The 20,434-nt window shown below is 71.7% G+C and carries 20 protein-coding genes and 1 pseudogene; 3 read left to right on the plus strand and 18 right to left on the minus strand.

The window, feature by feature from the left end:
• Positions 1-35 precede the first annotated feature (35 nt).
• The 16 genes and pseudogenes from ABZU74_RS30920 to ABZU74_RS30995 form a co-directional block, all read right to left on the minus strand.
• Positions 36-1,247, minus strand: coding sequence for an argininosuccinate synthase (locus tag ABZU74_RS30920; protein ID WP_355431303.1), 1,212 nt, complete (start codon positions 1,245-1,247; stop codon positions 36-38).
• Positions 1,244-1,759, minus strand: a complete 516-nt coding sequence (locus tag ABZU74_RS30925) for an arginine repressor (protein WP_196922350.1) — start codon at positions 1,757-1,759, stop codon at positions 1,244-1,246. Before ABZU74_RS30925 ends, ABZU74_RS30920 begins: the two co-directional genes overlap by 4 nt.
• 104 nt (positions 1,760-1,863) lie before the next feature.
• A pseudogene (gene argF, locus ABZU74_RS30930) lies at positions 1,864-2,784 on the minus strand (ornithine carbamoyltransferase); the annotation flags it as partial.
• Positions 2,781-4,010, minus strand: a complete 1,230-nt coding sequence (locus ABZU74_RS30935) for an acetylornithine transaminase (RefSeq protein WP_355431306.1) — start codon at positions 4,008-4,010, stop codon at positions 2,781-2,783. The pseudogene argF and the gene ABZU74_RS30935, both read right to left, overlap by 4 nt.
• Complete coding sequence (gene argB / locus ABZU74_RS30940; protein WP_355431309.1) at positions 4,007-4,912, minus strand: acetylglutamate kinase; 906 nt, start codon at positions 4,910-4,912, stop codon at positions 4,007-4,009. Before argB ends, ABZU74_RS30935 begins: the two co-directional genes overlap by 4 nt.
• 55 nt (positions 4,913-4,967) lie before the next feature.
• Positions 4,968-6,140 (minus strand): bifunctional glutamate N-acetyltransferase/amino-acid acetyltransferase ArgJ, encoded by a 1,173-nt coding sequence (gene argJ / locus ABZU74_RS30945; protein WP_355431312.1) that lies wholly within the window; start codon positions 6,138-6,140, stop codon positions 4,968-4,970.
• Positions 6,141-6,195: 55 nt separating this feature from the next.
• Positions 6,196-7,197, minus strand: coding sequence for an N-acetyl-gamma-glutamyl-phosphate reductase (gene argC / locus ABZU74_RS30950; RefSeq protein ID WP_355431315.1), 1,002 nt, complete (start codon positions 7,195-7,197; stop codon positions 6,196-6,198).
• 198 nt (positions 7,198-7,395) lie between these two features.
• A complete protein-coding gene (gene pheT / locus ABZU74_RS30955) occupies positions 7,396-9,942 on the minus strand; it encodes a phenylalanine--tRNA ligase subunit beta (protein ID WP_355431317.1) in 2,547 nt (848 codons plus the stop codon).
• Positions 9,943-9,982: 40 nt separating this feature from the next.
• Complete coding sequence (gene pheS, locus ABZU74_RS30960) at positions 9,983-11,050, minus strand: phenylalanine--tRNA ligase subunit alpha (protein WP_355431320.1); 1,068 nt, start codon at positions 11,048-11,050, stop codon at positions 9,983-9,985.
• 215 nt (positions 11,051-11,265) lie between these two features.
• Positions 11,266-12,063: an RNA methyltransferase gene (locus ABZU74_RS30965; protein WP_355431323.1), complete on the minus strand. Its 798-nt coding sequence runs from the start codon at positions 12,061-12,063 to the stop codon at positions 11,266-11,268.
• 83 nt (positions 12,064-12,146) lie between these two features.
• The gene (gene rplT / locus ABZU74_RS30970) at positions 12,147-12,539 is read right to left on the minus strand and encodes a 50S ribosomal protein L20 (RefSeq protein WP_355431326.1); all 393 of its coding nucleotides are present in this window, start codon (positions 12,537-12,539) and stop codon (positions 12,147-12,149) included.
• Positions 12,540-12,571: 32 nt separating this feature from the next.
• Entirely contained in the window at positions 12,572-12,766 is a 195-nt protein-coding gene (gene rpmI, locus ABZU74_RS30975; RefSeq protein WP_007458415.1) for a 50S ribosomal protein L35, read from the minus strand.
• A gap of 19 nt (positions 12,767-12,785) precedes the next feature.
• Complete coding sequence (gene infC / locus ABZU74_RS30980; protein WP_203151878.1) at positions 12,786-13,436, minus strand: translation initiation factor IF-3; 651 nt, start codon at positions 13,434-13,436, stop codon at positions 12,786-12,788.
• A 528-nt stretch (positions 13,437-13,964) separates the two neighbouring features.
• The gene (locus ABZU74_RS30985; RefSeq protein WP_355431331.1) at positions 13,965-14,438 is read right to left on the minus strand and encodes a PH domain-containing protein; all 474 of its coding nucleotides are present in this window, start codon (positions 14,436-14,438) and stop codon (positions 13,965-13,967) included.
• 361 nt (positions 14,439-14,799) lie between these two features.
• On the minus strand, positions 14,800-15,645 hold the full coding sequence (gene hisG, locus ABZU74_RS30990) for an ATP phosphoribosyltransferase (RefSeq protein ID WP_355431335.1): 846 nt from the start codon (positions 15,643-15,645) through the stop codon (positions 14,800-14,802).
• A 49-nt stretch (positions 15,646-15,694) separates the two neighbouring features.
• Complete coding sequence (locus ABZU74_RS30995) at positions 15,695-15,958, minus strand: phosphoribosyl-ATP diphosphatase (RefSeq protein ID WP_030335709.1); 264 nt, start codon at positions 15,956-15,958, stop codon at positions 15,695-15,697.
• A gap of 133 nt (positions 15,959-16,091) precedes the next feature.
• Between ABZU74_RS30995 and ABZU74_RS31000 the strand changes: the two genes are divergently transcribed.
• The 3 genes from ABZU74_RS31000 to ABZU74_RS31010 are packed head-to-tail and all read left to right on the plus strand — an operon-like array spanning position 16,092 to position 18,544.
• A complete protein-coding gene (locus tag ABZU74_RS31000) occupies positions 16,092-16,955 on the plus strand; it encodes an ABC transporter substrate-binding protein (RefSeq protein WP_355431338.1) in 864 nt (287 codons plus the stop codon).
• Positions 16,952-17,797: an amino acid ABC transporter permease gene (locus ABZU74_RS31005; protein WP_355431341.1), complete on the plus strand. Its 846-nt coding sequence runs from the start codon at positions 16,952-16,954 to the stop codon at positions 17,795-17,797. Before ABZU74_RS31000 ends, ABZU74_RS31005 begins: the two co-directional genes overlap by 4 nt.
• 3 nt (positions 17,798-17,800) lie before the next feature.
• On the plus strand, positions 17,801-18,544 hold the full coding sequence (locus tag ABZU74_RS31010) for an amino acid ABC transporter ATP-binding protein (RefSeq protein WP_355431344.1): 744 nt from the start codon (positions 17,801-17,803) through the stop codon (positions 18,542-18,544).
• A 19-nt stretch (positions 18,545-18,563) separates the two neighbouring features.
• On the opposite strand, the gene ribH is transcribed toward ABZU74_RS31010, so the two are convergent.
• Together ribH and ABZU74_RS31020 are read right to left on the minus strand one after the other, a co-directional pair.
• Positions 18,564-19,064 carry a 6,7-dimethyl-8-ribityllumazine synthase gene (gene ribH / locus ABZU74_RS31015; RefSeq protein WP_124821279.1) on the minus strand — a complete coding sequence of 167 codons (501 nt, stop codon included), beginning with the start codon at positions 19,062-19,064 and terminating at the stop codon, positions 18,564-18,566.
• 2 nt (positions 19,065-19,066) lie between these two features.
• Positions 19,067-20,332, minus strand: coding sequence for a bifunctional 3,4-dihydroxy-2-butanone-4-phosphate synthase/GTP cyclohydrolase II (locus ABZU74_RS31020; RefSeq protein ID WP_355431347.1), 1,266 nt, complete (start codon positions 20,330-20,332; stop codon positions 19,067-19,069).
• Between the last annotated feature and the right edge of the window lie 102 nt (positions 20,333-20,434).

The following is a 20,434-nucleotide window of genomic DNA, read 5'->3' on the forward strand; positions in this document are numbered from 1 at the left end:
TCGCCGCGCTCGCTCCGTCGTCGTGCTGGCACGGGTCACCGTCCGCCGCCGCCCAGCCGGGCGTCCCGAGCGGCGGCCATCCGACTCGGCAGCCCCCACAGCTGCACGAAGCCCTTCGCCAGCGACTGGTCGAAGGTGTCGCCGGTGTCGTAGGTGGCCATCCCGAAGTCGTAGAGGCTCGCCTCGGAGCGCCGGCCGGTCACCGTGGCCCGGCCACCGTGCAGGATCATCCGCACCTCGCCGCTCACGTGCTGCTGCGCGTCGTCGATGAACGCGTCCAGCGAATCCTTCAGCGGCGAGAACCACAGCCCGTCGTAGACGAGCTCGCCCCAGCGCTGGTCGACGCCCTTCTTGAACCGGGCCAGGTCCCGCTCGACGGTCACCGCCTCCAGCTCCTGGTGGGCGGTGATCAGCGCGATCGCGCCGGGCGCCTCGTACACCTCGCGGCTCTTGATGCCGACCAGGCGGTCCTCGACCATGTCGAGCCGGCCCACGCCCTGCGCGCCAGCGCGCCGGTTGAGCTCCAGGATCGCCTGGTACGGGGTGACCGTCTCACCGTCGATCGCCACCGGGACGCCGCCGTCGAAGGTGAGCACGATCTCGTCGGGGTCGCGCTCCAGGGTCGGGTCGGCCGTGTACGAGTAGAGGTCCTCGACGGGGGCGTTCCAGATGTCCTCCAGGAAGCCGGTCTCCACCGCGCGGCCCCACAGGTTCTGGTCGATCGAGTAGGGCGACTTGGCCGACACGTCGATCGGCAGCCCCTTCTCCTCGGCGAAGGCGATCGCCTTGTCCCGGGTCCAGGCGAAGTCCCGGGCCGGCGCGATGATCTTCAGGTCGGGGGCGAGGGCGTTCAGGCCCACCTCGAACCGGACCTGGTCGTTGCCCTTGCCGGTGCAGCCGTGCGACACGATCGTGCCGCCGTGCTTGCGCGCCGCGGCCACCAGGTGCTTGACGATCAGCGGCCGGGACAGCGCCGACACCAGAGGGTAGCGGTCCATGTAGAGGGCGTTGGCCCGGATGGCCGGCAGGCAGTAGTCGGCGGCGAACTCGTCGCGCGCGTCCACCACCTCGGACTCGGCGGCGCCACAGTCGAGGGCACGCTGCCGGATGGCGTCGAGGTCCTCGCCGCCCTGCCCGACGTCGACCGCGACAGCGATCACCTCGGCACCGGTCTGCTCGGACAGGTACGGAATGGCGACGGAGGTGTCCAACCCCCCGGAGTACGCGAGCACGACCCGCTCGGTCATGACGTGGTGTTCCCTTCAACGGTGTCGTCCCGGCGGGCCCAGCCGGCGAGCTTGTCCCCGAGTGCGGCCCCGCCGACGGCCTCCCGGGCCACGACGAGGATGGTGTCGTCACCGGCGATGGTGCCGACGATCTCGGGCAGGCCCGCCCGGTCCAACGCGCTGGCCAGGTACTGGGCTGCGCCCGGCGGTGTCCGCAGCACGGCGATGTTGCCGCTGGAGTCGACCCCGTTGAGCAGTTCGCGCAGCAGCCGCACCAGCCGGGCCGGCGCGGCCTCGGCGTCGCGCAACGGTCGCTGGCCGTCCTCGGGGATCAGGTAGACGGCCGGGCCGTCGCCTCCGCGCACCTTGACCGCGCCCAACTCCTCCAGGTCCCGCGAGAGGGTGGCCTGGGTGACGCCCACGCCGTCGGCGGCGAGCAGGTCGGCCAACTCGGTCTGCGACCGGATCGCCCGGTCGCGGATCAGCTCCACGATCCGGGCGTGCCGGGCCGCGCGGGTCAGCGGCGCGGTCATCGGGGCCCCCCGGTGGCGGCGTCGCCGGTCGCGGCGCCACCCGTGGCGGTGCTCTCCGTCGCGGTGCCCTCGGTCGCGGTGCCCTCGGTCGCGGTGCCCTCGGTCGCGGTCCCCAGCAGGAACGTCAGCAGCGCCTTCTGCGCGTGCAAGCGGTTCTCCGCCTGGTCGAAGACCGCGCTCTGCGGGCCGTCGAGCACCTCGTCGGTGATCTCCTCGCCGCGGTGTGCGGGCAGGCAGTGCAGCACGATCGCGTCCGGTGCGGCCTGGCCGAGCAGTTCCTTGTTGACCTGGTACGGCAGGAACGGGGTGATCCGGTCCAACCCGTCGGACTCCTGCCCCATCGACGTCCAGGTGTCGGTGGCCAGCACATCCGCGTCGCGTACCGCGTGGGTCGGGTCGGTCAGCACCCGCACCGACCCGCCGGTTTCCGCGGCGATTCGCGCCGCCCGTTCCACCACGTCCGCGTCCGGCGCGAACCCCGCCGGGCCGGCGATCCGCACGTGCATCCCGGCAGTCGCCCCGGCCAGCAGGTACGACTGCGCCATGTTGTTCGCGCCGTCCCCCACGTACGCCAGGGTGCGGCCGGCCGTGCCACCGCACCGCTCCCGGATGGTGAGCAGGTCGGCCAGCAGCTGGCACGGGTGGAAACCGTCGGTGAGCGCGTTGACCACCGGCACTGTGGCGCCCGCCGCCACCTTGGCGATCCGCTCGTCACCGTGGGTACGCAGCACGATCGCCGCGACGTAGCGGGACAGCACGCGCCCCGCGTCGGCGAGGGACTCACCGCGGCCGAAGTGGGTGACCTGCGTGTCCACCACGAGGGGGTGCCCGCCCAGCTCGGCGATCCCGGCGTCGAACGAGATCCTGGTCCGCAGGCTCTGCTTGTCGAACAGCACCGCCACCGAGCGGGGGCCGACCAGCGGCCGGTGGCCGAACCGCTCCGCCTTCATCCGCGCCGCCAGGTCGAGGACCGTGGACTGCTCGGCGGGCGAGAGGTCGTCGTCACGCAGGAAGTGCCGGGTCATCGAGTCGCCCCCGTCGTGGTGGTCACTGTGGAAGGTGCGATCTGTGTGCCGGCGGCGGCCGGGGCTGTCGCGTCCAGTGCGGCAGGCAGCGCCGCGAGGAAGGTGTCCGCCTGGGCGGCGGTGAGAATCAGTGGCGGGGCCAGCCGGATCACGCCCGGTTGCACCGGGTTGACCAGGAAGCCGGCCTCGCGCAGCGCCTCGGCGAGCACCGGCGCCACCGGCGCGGTGAGGGTCACGCCGAGCAGCAGCCCGGCACCGCGTACGCCGTCGATCAGCGGGTGACCCAGCGCCTCGATGCCCCGGCGCAACCGCTCACCGACCCGCTTGACGTTGTCGAGCAGGCCCTCGTTGGCGATTGTCGCCACCACGGCGAGCGCCGCCGCGCAGCTGACCGGGTTGCCGCCGAAGGTGGTGCCGTGCGAGCCGGGAGTGAGCAGGTCCGCAGCCCGGCCGAAGGCCAGCGTGGCCCCGATGGGCAGCCCGCCACCGAGCCCCTTGGCCAGGGTGACCACGTCCGGCTCCACACCCTCGGCCTGGTGCGCGAACCAGTGCCCGGTACGCCCGACGCCGGTCTGCACCTCGTCGAGGACCAGCAGCGCCCCGCGCCGGGCCGTGATCCGGCGCGCTGCGGCGAGGTAGCCGGCCGGCGGGACGAGCACGCCGTTCTCGCCCTGGATGGGTTCCAGGATCACCATGGCGGTGGCGTCACTGACGGCCGCTTCGAGGGCTGCCACGTCGCCGTAGTCGACGTGGGTCACCTCACCGGGCAGCGGCCGGAACGGGTCGGCCTTGGCCGGTTGGCCGGTCAGCGCGAGCGCACCCATGGTGCGACCGTGGAAGCCGCCCCTGGTGGCCACCACGTGGGTGCGGCCGGTGCGCCGGGACAGCTTGAACGCGGCCTCGTTCGCCTCCGCGCCCGAGTTCGCGAAGAAGACCCGGCCCGGTCGGCCGGCGAGCGCCAACAGCAACTCGGCCAGGGCCACCGGCGGCTCGGCCACAAAGAGGTTGGAGACGTGCCCGAGGGTCGCCACCTGCTTCGACACGGCCGCCACCACCGCCGGGTGGGCGTGACCGAGGGCGTTGACCGCGATGCCACCCACCAGGTCGAGGTACTCCCGGCCGGTGTCGTCGACAACGACGGCACCGGCGCCGGAGACCAACGCCAACGGCGGTGTGCCGTAGTTGTCCATCATGGACTGCTTCCACCGCTGCGCCAACGTGCTCATGTCGCGTCCGTCCCGTCTCCCGGCACCACCATCGTTCCGAACCCTTCCGAGGTGAACACCTCAAGCAACGTGGAGTGCGCCACCCGACCATCGACGACGTGCGCGGCGGGCACTCCCCCACGCACCGCCCGCAGACAGGCCTCCATCTTCGGCACCATCCCCGACTCCAGGCTGGGCAGCAGCTTGGCCAGGTCGTCCGCAGCGATCTCGGAAACCAGGCTGGTGGTGTCCGGCCAGTCCGCGTACAGACCGGCCACGTCGGTGAGCACCACCAACTTGCGGGCCTGCAACGCGATGGCCAGCGCCGCGGCCGCGGTGTCCGCGTTGAGGTTGTGCAGCACCCCGTCCGCGTCCGGCGCCACCGTGGAGATCACCGGAATCCGGCCGGCGTCGATCAGGTCGGTCACCGCCGACACGTCGACCGACTCGACGTCCCCGACCTGGCCCACGTCGACCGGCACCCCGTCCACGTACGCCGGGCGGCGCACCGCGGTGAACAACCGGGCGTCCTCGCCGGAGAGGCCGACGGCGTACGGACCGTGCGAGTTGATCAAACCCACCAGCTCCCGGCCCACCTGACCGACCAGCACCATCCGGACCACGTCCATCGCCTCGGCGGTGGTCACCCGCAAACCACCCCGGAACTCGCTGGCGATGCCGAGACGACCCAGCATCGCGGAGATCTGCGGACCACCGCCGTGCACCACCACGGGCTTCAGCCCGGCGTAGCGCAGAAAGACCATGTCGGCCGCGAACGCCCGCTGCAACTCCGGATCGGTCATCGCGTTACCGCCGTACTTGACCACCACCGTCGACCCGGAGAAACGCGCCAACCAGGGCAGCGCCTCGATCAGCGTCTCCGCCTTGACCTGCGCGCGAGCCAAATCGCTGCTGAGACTCACCGCGCCGACCCTTCGCTCGCGACTGCGGGACTCCGCTGCGCTGCGTTCCTCGCGCTCACGTGGAGTACGCCGAGTTCTCGTGCACGTACGCGTGGGACAGGTCGTTGGTCCAGATCGTGGCGGCCGACGTACCCGCGTGCAGGTCGATCCGGATGGTCACGTCCCGCCCGGTCAGGTCGACCTTCGAACGGTCCTCGGCGGCGGCGCCGCCCCGGCACACCCACACCCCGTTGACCGCCACGTCCACCTCGTCCGGCTCGAACGCGGCGGCGGTGGTGCCGACGGCGGCGAGGATCCGACCCCAGTTGGGGTCGTTGCCGAACAGCGCCGTCTTGACCAGGTTGTTGCGGGCCACCGTACGGCCCACCTCGACCGCCTCGTCCTCGTCCGCCGCGCCGACCACGTCGATGGCGACCTGCTTAGTGGCGCCCTCGGCGTCGGCCACCAACTGCTGGGCCAGGTCGTGACAGGCCTCGGTGACCGCGGCGGCCAGCTCGGCCGGCGTCGGCTCGATGCCGCTCGCGCCACTGGCCAGCAGCAGCACCGTGTCGTTCGTGGACATGCAACCGTCGGAGTCGACCCGGTCGAAACTGACCCGGGTGGCCGCCCGCAACGCCTCGTCCAGCGTCGCCGGCCCGGCCACCGCGTCGGTGGTCAACACGCAGAGCATGGTGGCCATCCCCGGCGCGAGCATCCCGGCGCCCTTGGCCATGCCGCCGACCGTCCAACCGCTCCCCCGGGCCACAGTGGTCTTCGGCCGGGTGTCCGTGGTCATGATCGCCTCGGCGGCGGCCAGGCCACCGTCGCGGGACAGCCCGCGGATCGCCGAGCGGACGCCCGGCAGCAGCTTCGGCATCGGCAGCCGCTCACCGATCAGGCCAGTCGAGCAGACCGCGACCTCACCGGCGCCCAGGATCAACCGCGGGCTGACCGAGGTCAACGCGGCGGCGGTGTGCTCGGCCGTGGCGTGCGTGTCCTGGAAGCCGGCCGGGCCGGTGCAGGCGTTGGCGCCACCGGAGTTGAGCACCACGGCGCGGACCACACCACCCTGCACGACCTGCTGGGTCCAGAGCACCGGCGCGGCCTTCACCCGGTTGGTGGTGAAGACACCTGCCACTCCGGCGTCCGGGCCGTCGTTGACCACCAGGGCGACGTCCGCGCCGCCGCTGGTCTTGAGGCCGGCGGCCACACCGGCCGCCCGGAACCCCCGAGGGGTGGTGACACTCACGGTGCCTGCCTTTCGTTCGCGACTGCGGGGCCCCGCTGCGCTGCACACCTCGCGCTCACGGGGTGACCCCCCAGATCGACAGGCCCGTCGTCTCCGACAGGCCGAGCATGAGGTTGGCGTTCTGGACGGCCTGACCGGCCGCACCCTTGCCCAGGTTGTCCAACGCGCTGAGCACGATCAGACGACCCGAGTCCACGTCGACGGTGGCCTGTAGGTGACACGAGTTGGAGCCCAGGGTGGCGGCGGTGTGCGGCCAGCGGCCCTCCGGCAGCACGTGCACGAACGGCGCGTCCGCGTACACCCGCGCCAGCACCTCCTGCGGGTCGACGCCGCGCGCCGGAACCGCGGTGACCGTGGCCAGGATGCCGCGCGGCATCGGCGCCAGGACCGGGGTGAACGACAGGCCGGTCGCGCCGGTGGCCTGCTTGATCTCCGGGACGTGCTGGTGGGTTCCCACCCGGTACGGCGACAGATCGCCCATCACCTCGCTGGCCAACAGGTGCGGCTTGGCCGCCCGGCCGGCGCCGGAGGTGCCGGATGCGGCGACCACCACCACGTCGGCGGGGCTGGCCGCGCCGTCGGCGATCAGCGGCGCGAGCGCCAGGGTGATCGCGGCGGCGTAGCAGCCGGTGTTCGCCACCCGGGTGGAACCGGCGATCAGCTCCCGCTGGCCGGGCAGCTCGGGCAGGCCGTAGGTCCACTGCCCGGCGTGCGTGCCGCCGTAGTACTGCGCCCAGGCGTACGGGTCGGCCAGCCGGTGGTCGGCGCCCAGGTCGACGATGCGCACCTCGGGCGGAAGCTGGGCCGCGAGGGCCGCCGACTGGCCGTGCGGCAGGGCCAGGAAGACCAGGTCCGCGTCGGCCAGGATGGTCGGATCGGTCTCGCCGAGCACCAGGTCCAGCCCGGTGAGCTGCGGGTGCACCACGTCGACGCGGTGCCCGGCCTGGCTGTGCGCGGTGGCGGCGACCAGGTCGAACTCCGGATGCCCGGCGATCAGGCGCAGCAACTCACCCCCGGCGTACCCGCTCGCTCCGGCAACCGCGACTCGGATCCCCATACTCACCTCCGCATGACTATGCAGCGAAGGCTAACAAGGCACCCACCATCATGCAAGTTAATACACTCCACTGCATGATGATGTAGAACGCCGCCTCATCCTCACGATCTTGCACTTACTGTGCCCGCACAGCCAACCAAAGGTGAGAATCGGCGACACAAACTGCAAGATCGCGGGAATGGGGCGGCGTCGACTCCGTCAGGCGCCGCGCAGGGTGGCGCCGAGGCGCTCCGCCGCGACCGCGACCGCCGCGTCCCGTGCCGCAACCGCCTCCTCGACGGTCAGCGTTCGGTCCGGTGCCCGGAAGGTGAGCTTGTACGCCAGCGACCGGCGGCCGGCGCCGAGCTGCGCGCCGGAGTACACGTCGAACAGCCGCACGTCCTCCAGCAGTTCACCGGCGCCCGCCTCCAGTGCCCGGCGCACCTGCTCCGCAGGCACCGAGTCGTCCACCACCAGGGCCACGTCGATCAGCGCCGGTGGGAAGCCGGAGACCGTCGGCGCGGGCGTCACCGGCGTCGCCGGCAGCGCGTCGAGGTTCAGCTCCATCGCGCAGGTGCGGCGGGGCAGCTCCACCGTCGCGACCACCACCGGGTGCAGCTCGCCGGCGTGTCCGACGACCGAGCCGTCGACTCGCAGCTCGGCGCAGCGACCCGGGTGCCACGGGGCGTACTCGGCGGCGCGCACCTCGATCCGCTCGTCGGGGATCCCGGCGGCGGCCAGCACGTCACGGGCCGCCTCGATGGCGTCCGCCCAGCCAGCCGGCCGACCCGCACCCCACCAACCGGCCGGGTCCAGGTCGCCGGAGAGCACCACAGCGACGTGCACCGGCTGCTCCGGCACCACCGCGTCGGCGGCCGCGAACTCCGCGTCGGTGGGGCGCCGGTCCACGCCCATCGCCGGCGGGCTGCCGGCACCGACGCGCGGGTGGAAGACCGCGCCGATCTCGTAGAGGGCGAGGTCGCGGTGACCCCGGCCGAGGTTGCGCTTGAGGATGCCGAGCAGCGGGCCGAGCAGCGTGGTGCGCAGCAGCGGCTCCTCCTCGGACAGTGGGTTGGCCAGCCGCACCGCGGGCCGACGCGTGTCGTCGGCCGGCAGGCCGAGCTGGTCGGCCAGCTCCGGCGACACGAACGGGTGCGCGAGCACCTCCACGTACCCGCGCTCGGCCAGCGACCCGGCGACGGCCCGGCGGCGACGCTGCCGCGGCGTCAGGCCGCGGCCGGGGGGCGCGGTGGGCAGCACCGACGGCACCTTGTCGTACCCGTCGAGGCGGACCACCTCCTCGACCAGGTCGGCCGGGTCGGTCAGGTCGGGTCGCCAGGTTGGCGGGGTGACGCTCAGCACCGTCCCGACGCCGCTGGCCACGCCGACCGCGCCCGGGTCCTCGGACAACCGGTCCGCGCCCTGCGCGACGGTGCAGCCGATCCGCTCCAGCAGGGCGACCACCCGCGCCGGCGGGTACTCGACGCCGACCCGCCGGGTCGGCAGGTCCGCCGGAAGACTGATCGGGGTACGCGGACGGACGTGGTCGATGTCCAGGATCTCCGCGCTCGGGGTGCCGCCGCCGTGCTCGGTGAGCAGCCGCACGGCACGCTCCAACGCGACGAGCGCCACGGCCGGGTCGACACCCCGCTCCCAGCGCTTCGCGGCCTCGCTGAACAGCTTGTGCCGGCGGGCGGTGCGCCCGACCATCGCCGGGTCCCAGTGCGCCGCCTCGAACAGCACTGTGGTGGTGTCGGGGACGACCTCACTGGTCTCGCCGCCCATCACCGCCGCGAGGGAGATCGGCCCCGTGTCGTCGCAGATCACCATGTCGTCGGCGGTAAGGACGCGGTTGACGCCGTCCAGGGTGGTCAGCTTCTCCCCCGCCTCGGCGCGGCGCACCACCAGCGGCCCGGCGATCCGGTCGGCGTCGAAGGCGTGCATCGGCTGGCCCAGCTCCACCATCACGTAGTTGGTGATGTCGACGGGCAGCGAGATGCTGCGGATGCCGGCGGTGACGAGCCGCTGCTGCATCCACGACGGCGTGGGCGCGGTCGGGTCGACCCCACGGACCAGGCGGGCCGTGAACCGGTCGCAGCCGACCGTGTCGCGGACCTCCACCGGGTACGCCGGCGTCGCGGTGCCGCCCGGAGCCGGCGCCAGGGCCGGGTCGCGAAGCGGCACGTCGAACGCGTGCGACAGCTCCCGGGCCAGGCCGCGAAGGCTCAGCGCGTACCCCCGGTCGGGGGTGATCTCCAGATCGAGCACCACGTCGTCGAGGCCGACCACCGGGCGCGCGTCGTCGCCGGGCTTGGCCGTTACGTCCGGCCCCAGCACGATGATGCCGGAGTGGTCGTCGCCCAGGCCCAGCTCCTTGGCCGAGCAGATCATGCCCGCCGAGTTGTGCCCGTACGTCTTGCGGGCGCCGATCGCGAAGCCGCCGGGCAGCACGCCGCCGGGCAGGATCACCACCACCCGGTCACCGACGGCGAAGTTACGGGCCCCGCAGACGATCTCCTGTGGGTCGCCGGTGCCGTTGGCGGCACCCACGTCGACCCGACAGAACCGGATCGGCTTCTTGAAGCCGGTGAGCTCCTCGATCTCGCGGACCTCACCGACGACCAGTTGGCCGGTGACGGTCTCGGCCAGGTCCACCACGGACTCGACCTCGATGCCGAGGTCGACCAGGGCCTGCTCCAGGTCGCCGGTGGGCAGGTCGGCGGGAAGGTCGACGTACTCCCGCAACCAACTGACAGAAACTCGCATGACTTCAGACCACCGTTCCCGTGTCTCGTACCCGCATCGCCTACGCCCCGGTCCCGAGCGCGCGGCTGAACCGCACGTCGCCCTCGAAGAGATGGCGGATGTCGCTGACCCCGTGCCGGACCATCAGGGTCCGGTCGATGCCCATGCCGAAGGCGAATCCGGAGTAGACCTCCGGGTCGACGCCGCAGGCGCGCAGCACCCGCGGGTTGACCATGCCGCAGCCACCCCACTCGACCCACTGTGGGCCGTCCCGGTGCTCCGGGAACCACACGTCGAACTCCGCCGACGGCTCGGTGAACGGGAAGTAGTGCGGCCGCCACCGGGTCTTCGCCTCCGGGCCGAACATCGCCCGGGCGAAGTGGTCGAGCGTGCCCCGCAGGTGCGCCATCGTGATGCCCTTGTCGACCACCAGGCCCTCGGCCTGGTGGAACACCGGGCTGTGGGTGGCGTCGATCTCGTCGGTGCGGTAGACGCGGCCCGGCACGATCACGTAGATCGGCGGCTTGCGGCTGAGCATCGTGCGGGTCTGCACCGTCGAGGTGTGCGTACGCAGCACCAGGCCGGAGCCCTCCGGTGCGATGTGGAAGGTGTCCATCAACCCACGTGCCGGGTGGTCGGCGGGGATGTTCAACGCGTCGAAGTTGACCCACTCCAGGTCGACCTCGGGCCCCTCGGCCACCTCGTAGCCCATCCCCACGAAGAGGTCGCTGATCGACTCCATCAGGGTGCTCAACGGGTGCCGGGCGCCACGCGGACGCCTGTCGTAGGGCAGGGTGACGTCCACCCGCTCCTCGACCAGCACCCGCTCGGCCTGCTCGCGCTCCACCACCTCGGCGCGCTCGGCGTACGCGGACTCGATCGCCCGGCGGGCCTCGTTGACCCGCTTGCCGGCGTCGGACTTCGCGGCCGGCGGCAGCGCGCCGATCTCCCGGCGCGCGAGGGAGACCGGTGACCGGTCACCCAGGTGCACCGAGCGCAGCGCGGTCAGCGCGTCCGGGTCGGCGGCGGCCTCGAACGCCTTCGTGGCGTCCGCGACGGCATCGGCCAGGGCGGCGGGGTCGAGCAGGGCGACCTGCTTCGGGTCGTACGGATCGTTGCGGTAGCTCATGGCGTACGGGCACTCCCTCACGGCGGCGCCAGCCCTCACGGGGCGGCTAGGCGAGTCTACGGACGCGCGGCTGTGCCGCAGCCCGCCGGTAGGAGTTGCGCAGGGAGCAGGTCAGGCCCGCCGCCCGCCGACACCGGCGGGCTGGCTAAACGAACGCCGTGTCGCGTTCATGGACGGACGCTCTCCCCTGCTGTCAGTAGCGCCGGGGCGGTCCCTCAGCGCTGCGCTCTCGCTGAAGCGTACAGGCAGACCGCGGCGGCGGCAGCCAGGTTGAGGCTCTCCGCGCGCCCGTACAGCGGCACCCGGACCCGGGCGTCGGCGGCGGCGGTCAACTCCTCGGGCAGGCCGTGCGCCTCCGAGCCGAACAACCAGGCGGTGGACCCGACGAGCCGACCGTAATCGGTCAGGTCGTCCAGGTCGCTGTCGCCGTACCCCGTGGTGGCGAAGATCGACAGCCCGGCGGCGCGCAGCGCCTCGACCACCGCGACCGGGTCGGTGGCGCGCACCACGTCGACGTGGAAGAGGCTGCCGGCCGAGGCCCGCACACACTTGCCGTTGTACGGGTCGACGGCGTCTCCCGCGAAGATCACCGCACCCGCGCCGGCGGCGTCGGCGGTGCGCAGCACCGTGCCGGCGTTGCCCGGGTCGCGGATCTCGGCGAGCACCGCCACCAGCCGGGGCGCACCCGCGAGGGCCTGCTCCAGCGACACGTCCAGGTGCCGGCAGACGGCCACCAGCCCCTGCGGGGCGACGGTCTCGGCCAGCGCCGCGATGGCGTCGTCGGTCACCTCGGAGACCGGCACGTCGGCACGGGCCGCCGTGGCGGCCAACTCCGGATACCTGTCGAGCGCGGTGGTCGTACCGAACAGTTCGGTGACCACCCCCGGCCGGGCGAGGGCCTCTCGGACCGCCTGCGGGCCCTCGGCCAGGAACCGGCCGGTGGCGTCGCGGTCCCGGCGGCGTTGCAGGCGGCGGGCGGCGACGACCCTGGGGGTACGCGGGGTGAAGGCCATGGTGTGCGTTCCTCCGACACGATTGAGGCGCCCCCCGGACGGCGGTGCCGACACGGGAGACGCCTCGCTCTGGTGCGTGGGGATCAGGCGGCCTGAGCCGCCGCGCCGCCGGTGCCCTCAGCCGCGACCGCGGCCCGGGCCAGCTCGACGATCGCCGCGAAAGAGGCGGCGTCGTTGACAGCCATGTCGGCCAGGATCTTGCGGTCGACCTCGATGCCGGCCAGACGCAGGCCCTGGATCAGACGGTTGTAGGTCATCCCGTTGGCCCGGGCGCCCGCGTTGATCCGCTGAATCCACAGCTGCCGGAAGTCACCCTTGCGGTCGCGACGGTCCCGGTAGGCGTACTGCATCGAGTGCAGCACCTGCTCCTTGGCCTTGCGGTACAGGCGGGAGCGCTGACCGCGATAACCACTCGCGGACTCCAGCAGGGTACGACGCTTCTTCTGGGCGTTTACAGCCCGCTTGACGCGTGCCATCTCAACTCCTAATTACGTAAAGGTGGCGCGCGTCAGCGGCCGAGCAGCTTCTTGATGCGCTTGACGTCGGCCTTGGCCAGCACGACCGTGCCGGTCAGCCGGCGGGTCTGGGTGGAGGGCTTCTTCTCCAGGTTGTGACGGAGGCCGGCCTGCTGGGCAACGATCTTGCCCTTGCCGGTCACCTTGACCCGCTTACCCATACCCGTGTGGCTCTTCATCTTCGGCATGTGGAACGTCTCTCCCCTGTTACTCGCCGCTGGTGTCGGCGGCGAGGCCGGTGTCACCGGCTGCTGCGGTCTCGCCGACCGCCGCGGTCTCATCGGCTTCCGGAGCGGCGGACTCGTCCGCTGCCCGGTCCCGAGGTCCAACGCGGGACGCCGTGGCGGCGACCGCGGAGGCCTTGACGGCCCGATGCGGAGCGAGAACCATGATCATGTTTCGGCCGTCCTGCTTCGGAGCGGCCTCGACGTATCCCAGGTCCGTGATCTCGGACTCGAGCCGGCGCAGGAGCCGGTAACCCAGCTCCGGGCGGCTCTGCTCGCGACCGCGGAACATGATCGTCACCTTGACCTTGTCGCCCGCCTTGAGGAACCGCACCACGTGACCCTTCTTGGTCTCGTAGTCGTGCGGGTCGATCTTCGGCCGAAGCTTCATTTCCTTGATGACGGTCTGCTGCTGATTACGCCGCGCTTCGCGCGCCTTGAGTGCGCTCTCGTACTTGAACTTGCCGAAGTCCATGAGCTTGCACACCGGCGGGCGCGCCATCGGCGCAACCTCGACCAGGTCCAGATCGACGTCCGCGGCCAGCTGAAGAGCGCGCTCCAGCGGGACGATGCCCACCTGCTCACCCTCTGGGCCGACCAGTCGGACCTCACGTGCCCGGATCTGCTCGTTCACGCGTGGTTCGACGCTGATGGGGCCTCCTCGAGTCGTTTCTGCTCTGTCGCCGACCCCTGCGGCTCCCAGGTGGGAACCGACCCGAAAAGCAGAAGGCCCCGGCGCATGCCAGGGCCCGCTCGACCGGTCAGCACGATCACAAGGATCGCGCATCCGGCCCCGGGACATGCCCGGAACCGGTGACCGGACCCGGCCACCGTAGCGGCGACTCGGGTGGGAGCAGGCGCTCCGCTTTCAAGGCTGTCTGCTCGCACGCGGAGACAGCCTGGTCGACTCGACAACAGTACACCGGTGCCTCGGCCACCCCCAAACCGGGCACGACCTGCGGTCGAGGCATCGGTGTGGCCGACCGCCGCGCGCCTGTGGGGTCCACGCACTATTCCCTGAAACTGCTGCGTCAGCCGCGCCGGGAGGCAGCAGTTTCAGGGAAGTTGTCCAGATATTGGCGAGGGCCGGGTCAGCGGTTCGGCCGGGTCAGCGGTCAGGCGCGGTTCGGCCGGGTCAGCGGTCAGGCGCGGTTCGGCCGGGTCAGTGACCGACGGCGCGTTCGGCGAGGCGAGCCTGGTGGGCCTCGTGCAGCCGGCGCAGCGCGCGGACCCCGTCGACGGCCAACTCCTTGTCGGCGGCCTGCAACGCGACCATCGGCAGCAGGTCGTCGTCGTGCAGCTCCAGGCTGGCCCACGGCGCGCCCCGGTCGAAGCGGACGCCCCGGACAACCTCCCAGGGCAGCTCGTAGGAGCTGATGACGTTACGCACCCGGATGCCCCGCGCGTCCGCCTCCACCCGGGGACGGGTGAACAGCAGGAAGCCCAGCGCGCCGAAGATGCCCAGACCGATCATGGCGATCTGGTCGCCGCGCTGGAAGCTGCCGTAACCATCGCCGGTCGGGCCACTCAACGACGTGGCAACCAGACCGAACACCACCACCAGTGCAGCCGCCGCCGACCAGCAGACCACGCGGATTCGGCGGGGCTTCAGGCGGAACAGCTCGGTTTCACTCACCCCACCAGTCTGCCACCCGCACTGGCCCATCAAACGCACCACCCGCCGAGCTACCACCCCCGAGCCACCCACCACCCGCCACCCGCCACCCGCCACCCGCTTCAAGATCGTGCTCGATCCAGGATCTAGTGGCCTCCGTCGAGATCGAGGCCACTACTTCAATGATCGAGCGCGATCTTGCCGGTCTGGGCGCGGCCGTCGGGCGTCCGCGCCGCAAGCCCGCGCCGCAAGCCCGCGCCAGCGCCGGCGCGGAAGATCCACTCGGGTTCAGGGAAACGGGGGTGTCCCCGGCGTGCGGACACCCCCGTTTCAAGGAACCCGAGTGGATCAAGCGGCAGTGCCGTTTCGGGCACGGGAACGGTCAGAGGCGGCAGGCGTGGATGTTGGTCACGAGAATGGCGCGGGCGCCCAGCTCGTACAGCTCGTCCATGATGCGGTGCACGTCGTCGCGGAGCACCATCGCCTGCACCGCCACCCAACCCTCACGGTGCAGCGGCGACACGGTGGGTGACTCGATGCCGGGGGTGAGCCCGCTGGCCCGGTCCAGCAGACCGGCCGGCACGTCGTAGGCGAGCATCACGTAGCGGCGGGCCACCAGCACACCGTGTAGGCGGCGCAGCAACTGCTCGGCCTGCGGTTGTGCGGGCGCGCCGGCGCGCCGGACCAGCACCGCCGACGAGCGCAGCAGCGGCTCACCGAAGACCACCAGGCCCGCCTGACGCAGGGTCGCGCCGGTCTCCACCACATCCGCGATCACGTCGGCGACGCCGAGGCGTACGGCATTCTCCACGGCGCCGTCGAGGCGGATCACCTCGGCCTTGACCCCCACCTCGCCGAGGTGCCGCTCGACCAGCCCCGGGTAGGCGGTGGCGATCCGGTGACCGCCCAGCTCCTGCACGGAGGCGATGTCGTCGGGGCGGGCGGCGAAGCGGAAGGTGGCCCGGCCGAAGGCGAGGTCGACGACCTCCTCGGCGGGCGCGGCCGAGTCGATCAGCAGGTCCCGGCCGGTGATCCCGAGGTCGAGGTCACCGGAGCCGACGTAGGTGGCGATGTCCTTCGGCCGCAGGTAGAAGAATTCGACGTCGTTGGCCTCGTCCCGGCAGACGAGGTCCTTGGGGTCGGTGCGCTGGCGGTAGCCCGCCTCGCGCAGCATCTGGGCGGCCGGTTCGGCCAGGGTGCCCTTGTTGGGAATGGCGACACGCAGCATGACGGAGTGCTCCTTCGATCCGGATGGCGATCAACGGGGTGGGAGGCACTCACAGATGTCGGTAGACGTCCTTGAGCTCGAGACCACTGGCGAGCATCAGCACCTGGACCTGGTAGAGCAGCTGGGAGATCTCCTCGGCGGTGCGCTCCGGCCCCTCGTGCTCGGCGGCCATCCACGACTCGGCCGCCTCTTCGACGACCTTCTTGCCGATGAAGTGCACGCCCTTGTCCAGCGCGGCGACGGTGCCCGAGCCCGGGGTGCCGGCGGCGGCCTTGGCCTGCAGCTCGGCGAACAACTCCTCGAACGTCTTCACGGGGAACGATTCTTCCAGCCACCCGGGCGGCGCCCCACGTCCGGGTCCGCCGGAACCCAGCAAGCGGACAATTCCCTATCAACATGGTGGGACAACTGCCGATCGATGGTCATGGAGCTCTACGCTGTCCGCCATGGCCAGCAGCTCACGTCTCCTCGCGCTCACCCTCACCGGCGCCGTCGTCGTAGCCACCGCCGGATGCGCGCCCCAGGACGAGAAACCCACCCCCACCGTCACCGCAGCGCCGTCCTGCGCCAAGGACAGCCTGCCCACGCGTACGCCGGGCAAGCTGACAATTGCCACCGACCAGCCCGCGTACGAGCCGTGGTTCGCCAAGGACAAGCCGGACAGCGGCGAGGGCTTCGAGTCCGCCGTCGCGTACGCGGTGGCCGAGAAACTCGGCTACGCCCGCGCCGACGTCACCTGGACCCGGGTCAAGTTCGACACCGCCATCGCGCCGGGGCCGAAGGACTTCGACTTCGACATCAACCAGTTCTCCATCACCGAGGAGCGCAAGCAGGCGGTCGACTTCTCCGCGCCCTACTACCTGGTGCGGCAGACCATCATCGCGTTGAAGTCGTCGAAGATCGCCGGCCGGAAGTCGCTGGCCGAACTCCGCGACGCTCGGCTCGGCGCGCAGGTCGGCACCACCAGCTACCAGGCGATCACCGACGTGATCAAGCCGACCGCCAAGCCGCAGGTCTACAACAGCAACGACGACGCCAAGAAGGCGCTGCAGAACGGGCAGCTGGACGGTCTGGTGGTGGATCTTCCGACCGCCTTCTACATCACCGGCGCGGAGATCACCGACGCGACGATCGTCGGACAGGTACCGCAGGTCGGCACGCCCGAGGCGTTCGGGTTGCTGCTGGACAAGAATTCGCCGCTGACCTCCTGCGTGAGCGGGGCGGTCGGTCAGCTCAGCACGGCGGGCACGCTGAAGCAGCTGGAGCAGAAGTGGCTCGCGCAGGTGGCAGGGGCGGCCGAGCTGCGGTGACGCTTCTGGATCATGTGCCGTCCGAGGCGCAGCTGCGGCGATCGGCGTACCGGCGTCGGCAAACGGTCTACAGCGCGCTGGTCGCGGCGTCCTCGACGGCGGCGCTCGGCACGCTGCTGGTGATCGCGGTGACCGGGGCGCCGGGCTGGGACCGGGTCCGGCGGTCGTTCCTGGATCCGGAGATCGCCCGCGACGCGCTGCCGACGGTGCTGAGCGGGCTCTGGCTCAACGTACGGCTGCTGGTGTGCTGTGCGGTCGGCGCGCTGCTGCTCGGGCTGGTGATCGCCGTGCTGCGGACGCTGCGCGGGCCGGTCTTCTTCCCGGTCCGCGCGCTGGCCGCCGGCTACACCTACACCTTCCGCGGCCTACCGCTGATCATCGTGCTCTACCTGCTGACCCTCGGCGTGCCCGGGCTGCGGTTGCAGGGCATGCCGCCGGTGCTGGTGCTGGGTGGGATCGCGTTGGTCCTCACCTACGGCGGCTACCTCGCCGAGGTGTTCCGGGCCGGCATCGAGTCGGTGCACTCCAGCCAACTCGCCGCGGCCCGCTCGTTGGGCCTGACCTACCGGCAGACGGTGCGGCACGTGGTCCTGCCGCAGGCCGTCCGCCGGGTGGCGCCACCGCTGCTCAACGACGTGGTGGCGTTGCAGAAGGACGTCGGGCTGGTCTCGCTCGCCGGGCCGATCGACGCGGTCCGCGCCGCCCAGATCGCCACCGCCCAGACCTTCAACTACACGCCGTACGTCGTGGCGGGGGTGCTCTTCGTGTTGCTCGCGATCCCGCTGATCGCGGTCACCGACTGGGTGACGTTGCGTGCGGCCCGCCGACAGTCGGGAGGTTGAGCCATGGCGTTGTTGCGTTGTCGAGGGCTGCGCAAGGAGTTCGGCGGGCACGTCGTGCTCGACCAGCTCGATCTGACCGTCGCCGAGCACCAGGTGGTGGCCCTGATCGGCGCGTCCGGGTCGGGCAAGTCGACACTGCTGCGCTGCGTCAACCTGCTGGACGACATCGACGACGGCACCATCGAGTTGGACGGGGAGGACATCTCCGATCCCCGGGTGGACCCGGACCGGGTCCGGCGGCGGATCGGCATGGTGTTCCAGGCGTACAACCTCTTTCCGCACCTGAGCGTGCTGGACAACATCACCCTCGCGCCGCGCCGCGTACACCGGCGGGGCCGGGCGGAGGCCGAGGCGCAGGCCCGGGAGTTGCTCGACCGGGTGGGGCTGGGCGCGAAGGCGGACGCCTATCCGGACCGGCTCTCCGGCGGGCAGCAGCAGCGGGTGGCGATCGTCCGGGCGCTGGCCAACTCACCTCGACTGATGCTGCTCGACGAGGTCACCTCCGCGCTCGACCCGGAACTGGTCGGCGAGGTGCTGACGATGATCCGCGACCTGAAGACCGACGGGATGACAATGGTGCTGGCCACCCACGAGATGGGCTTCGCCCGGGAGGTCGCCGACGAGGTGTGCTTCCTCGACGCCGGGCGGGTCGTCGAGAGCGGCCCGCCCGAGCAGGTGCTCGGCGAGCCGACGCAGCCTCGTACCCGGCAGTTCCTGCGCCGGATCATCGAGGCCGGTCGGCTCTGAGCGACCGTCGGCGCAGGGATCAGCCGGAGAAGCCGACCCGCTGGGCGTTGCCCGCCGCCACCGTCCGCACCGCCAACGCCGCGTCGAGCGCCGCGACGGTGGCCGCCCAGCCCTTGTCCTCCGCCGAACCGGGCAGACCGGCGCGGTCGCGGGCCTGCTCGATGGTCTCCACGGTCAACACTCCGTGCGCCACCGGCTTGCCCTCGTCCAGCGCCACCCGGGTCAGCCCGTCGGTGACCGAGCGGCAGACGTAGTCGAAGTGGGCGGTGGACCCGCGGACCACCACGCCGAGGGCGACCACCACGTCGCAGCGGCGGGCGAGGGCCTGCGCGACCACCGGCAGCTCGACCGACCCGGCGACCCGGGCGACCACGGAACGAGCGCCGCACGCCTCGGCGGCGGCCACCGCACGCTCCAGCATGTGATCGGTCAGCTCGCCGTGCCAGCGGGCGGCAACGACCCCGACGGTCAGCCCCGCGGCGTCGACCGCCTCGACTCCCGGCTCCCCGAAACCCGCCATCGTCATGCTCCGATCTCGTCATTGGCGACCGGACGCCCCAACGGCGCCTCGGACACCTCGTCCAACTCGTCCAGCAGGTGACCCATCCGGTCCCGCTTGGTGCGCAGGTAGCGCATGTTCTCCGGGTGTGCGCCCACCGGCAGCCCCTCGCGGCCGGTGATGGTCAACCCGTACCCCTCCAGCCCGGCCCGCTTGGCCGGGTTGTTGGTCAGCAGCCGCATCGAACGCACGCCCAGGTCGTAGAGGATCTGCGCGCCGGTGCCGTAGTCGCGGGCGTCGGCCGGCAGACCCAGGTCGAGGTTGGCGTCGACGGTGTCCCGGCCCAGGTCCTGCAACTGGTACGCCTGCAGCTTGTGCAGCAGGCCGATGCCGCGCCCCTCGTGCCCCCGCACGTAGAGCACCACGCCCCGGCCCTCCTGCCCGACCCGAGCCAGCGCGGCGTCCAGCTGCGGCCCACAGTCGCAGCGCAGCGAGCCGAACACGTCCCCGGTCAGGCACTCGGAGTGCACCCGGACCAGCACGTCCTGGCCGTCACCGAGGTCACCCAGCACCATCGCGACGTGCTCGGCCGGGTCGTGCTCGGCGCGGTAGCCGAGCGCCCGGAACACCCCGTGCTTCGTCGGCATCCGGGCGTCGGCGACCAGCTCGACCTGCTTCTCGGTACGCCGTCGGTAGGCGATCAGGTCGGCGATGGTGACGAGCGTGAGGCCGTGCTCGGCGGAGAACTTCTCCAGGTCCGGCAGGCGCATCATGGTGCCGTCGTCGTTGACCAGCTCGCAGAGCACGCCGGCCGGACGCAGCCCGGCCAGCCGGGTCAGGTCGATCCCCGCCTCGGTGTGCCCCGGCCGGCGCAGCACCCCGCCCTCGCGGGCGCGCAGCGGCACCACGTGCCCGGGACGGGCCAGATCGGTCGGGTCGGTCGCCGCGCCGGCGAGCAGCCGGCTGGTGTGTGCGCGGTCGGCCGCCGAGATGCCGGTGCTGACCCCCTCGCGGGCGTCCACGGTCACCGTGTACGCGGTGCCGCGCCGGTCCTGGTTGGTGTGGTGCATCGGCGGCAGGTCGAGCCGGTCGGCTTCGCTCTCGGTCAGCGCCACGCACACGTATCCGGAGGTGTAGCGCACCATGAACGCCATCAGCTCCGGCGTGGCCAACTCGGCCGCGAAGATCAGGTCGCCCTCGTTCTCCCGGTCCGCGTCGTCGACCACGACGACCGGCCGGCCGGCCGCGATGTCCGCGATCGCCTGCTCAATATCCCCGAAGCTGGTCATGCCGCCACTCCACTTCGTTTCATGGCGTCATGAGCCACGACGCTGATGATTCGCTCGCTGCGCTCACTCATGCCGCCACTCCACTTCGTTCCACGGCGTCAT

Origin of the sequence: Micromonospora sp. NPDC005171, from assembly GCF_040608575.1 — a bacterium.
In the GTDB taxonomy this organism is placed as follows: Bacteria; Actinomycetota; Actinomycetes; order Mycobacteriales; family Micromonosporaceae; genus Micromonospora.

Excerpts from the sequence above, each read along its gene's own strand:
- ABZU74_RS30925 (WP_196922350.1), bottom strand. The coding sequence starts at position 1,759 with ATGACCGCGCCGCTGACCCGCGCGGCCCGGCACGCCCGGATCGTGGAG.
- ABZU74_RS30965 (WP_355431323.1), bottom strand. The coding sequence starts at position 12,063 with ATGGCCTTCACCCCGCGTACCCCCAGGGTCGTCGCCGCCCGCCGCCTG.
- ABZU74_RS31010 (WP_355431344.1), top strand. The coding sequence starts at position 17,801 with ATGGCGTTGTTGCGTTGTCGAGGGCTGCGCAAGGAGTTCGGCGGGCAC.
- ABZU74_RS31020 (WP_355431347.1), bottom strand. The coding sequence starts at position 20,332 with ATGACCAGCTTCGGGGATATTGAGCAGGCGATCGCGGACATCGCGGCC.
- rpmI (WP_007458415.1), bottom strand. The coding sequence starts at position 12,766 with ATGCCGAAGATGAAGAGCCACACGGGTATGGGTAAGCGGGTCAAGGTG.
- ribH (WP_124821279.1), bottom strand. The coding sequence starts at position 19,064 with ATGGCGGGTTTCGGGGAGCCGGGAGTCGAGGCGGTCGACGCCGCGGGG.
- pheT (WP_355431317.1), bottom strand. The coding sequence starts at position 9,942 with ATGCGAGTTTCTGTCAGTTGGTTGCGGGAGTACGTCGACCTTCCCGCC.
- hisG (WP_355431335.1), bottom strand. The coding sequence starts at position 15,645 with ATGCTGCGTGTCGCCATTCCCAACAAGGGCACCCTGGCCGAACCGGCC.
- ABZU74_RS30920 (WP_355431303.1), bottom strand. The coding sequence starts at position 1,247 with ATGACCGAGCGGGTCGTGCTCGCGTACTCCGGGGGGTTGGACACCTCC.
- ABZU74_RS31000 (WP_355431338.1), top strand. The coding sequence starts at position 16,092 with ATGGCCAGCAGCTCACGTCTCCTCGCGCTCACCCTCACCGGCGCCGTC.
- ABZU74_RS30935 (WP_355431306.1), bottom strand. The coding sequence starts at position 4,010 with ATGAGCACGTTGGCGCAGCGGTGGAAGCAGTCCATGATGGACAACTAC.
- pheS (WP_355431320.1), bottom strand. The coding sequence starts at position 11,050 with ATGAGCTACCGCAACGATCCGTACGACCCGAAGCAGGTCGCCCTGCTC.
- argC (WP_355431315.1), bottom strand. The coding sequence starts at position 7,197 with ATGGGGATCCGAGTCGCGGTTGCCGGAGCGAGCGGGTACGCCGGGGGT.
- rplT (WP_355431326.1), bottom strand. The coding sequence starts at position 12,539 with ATGGCACGCGTCAAGCGGGCTGTAAACGCCCAGAAGAAGCGTCGTACC.